The following is a 1,211-nucleotide window of genomic DNA, read 5'->3' as shown; positions in this document are numbered from 1 at the left end:
TGGCCTTGTAATACAGTTTGATATCAGGTATTGTGATCCCTCCTACTTTGTTCTTCTTTCTCAAAAGTGCAGCTGCTCTTCGGGGTTGTTTATGATTCCATATAAATTTTTGAAGTGTTTGTTCTATGTCTGTGAAATATGCCATTGGTACTTTCATAGGTATTGCATTGAATCTGTAAATTGCTTTGGGTAGTATGGACATTTTGATGATGTTAATTCTTCCAATCCATGAACAAGGTATATGTTTCCATTTGTTTGTGTCTTCTTTGATTTCTTTCTTCAGTGTTGTGTAGTTTTCTGCATACAGGTTTTTTACCTCCTTAGTTAGGTTTATTCCCAGATATTTTATTAAAGACACCCAACCCAATTAAAAAATGGGAAAAGGACTTGAACAGACACTTCTCCAAGGAGGACATACAGAATATCGAGACACATGAAAAGATGCTCAATATCGCTAGCTATCAGAGAGATGCAAATTAAAACCACAATGAGATACCACTTTACACCAGTCAGGATGGCTATCATAAACAAAGCAACAAACAACAAATGTTGGAGAGGTTGTGGGGAAAAGGGGTCCTTAGTTCACTGTTGGTGGGATTGCAGACTGGTACAACCATTATGGAAAACAGTATGGAATTTTCTCAGAAAAATAAAAATTGACCTGCCTTGAGACCCAGCAATTCCACTGCTAGGATTATATTCTAAGAACCCTAAAACACCAATATCAAAGAACCTATGCACCACAATGTTCATAGCAGCACAATTTACAATAGCCAAGAGCTGGAAGCAACCTAGGTGCCCATCAGTAAATGAATGGATCAAAAAATTGTGGTACATATACACAATGGAATTCTATGCAGCAGAAAGAAAGAAGGAGCTCCTACCCTTTGCAACAACATGGATGGAACTGGAAAGCATTATGCTAAGTGAAATAAGCCAGGTGTTGAAAGACAAATACCATATGATCTCACCTTTAACAGGAAGCTAAACAACAAAACAAACAAGCAAGCAAAACATAACCAAAGACATTGAAATTGAGAACAGGCTGACAGTGACCAGAGGGCAGGAGAAGGGGGATAATGGGGGAAAGAATGGGAAGGGTTTAGTCAAGGAACATGTATAAAGGACCCATGGACAAAGACAACTTGGGGTCAGGAGAGGACTGATTGTGGGAGGTAGGGAATGGGTAAGGCAGGGGAGAGTAATGGGTC

At 39.2% G+C, this 1,211-nt stretch carries 1 protein-coding gene; it reads right to left on the bottom strand.

Going from position 1 to position 1,211, the window contains the following annotated elements:
* Positions 1–358 (bottom strand): hypothetical protein (locus tag D1094_RS18770; protein WP_220452579.1); only part of this gene is annotated, 358 nt, incomplete at its 3' end.
* Positions 359–1,211 lie beyond the last annotated feature (853 nt).

The organism is Colwellia sp. RSH04, assembly GCF_003545765.1.
GTDB lineage: Bacteria > Pseudomonadota > Gammaproteobacteria > Enterobacterales > Alteromonadaceae > Colwellia.
This window is presented reverse-complemented; position numbering and strand designations above follow the sequence as displayed.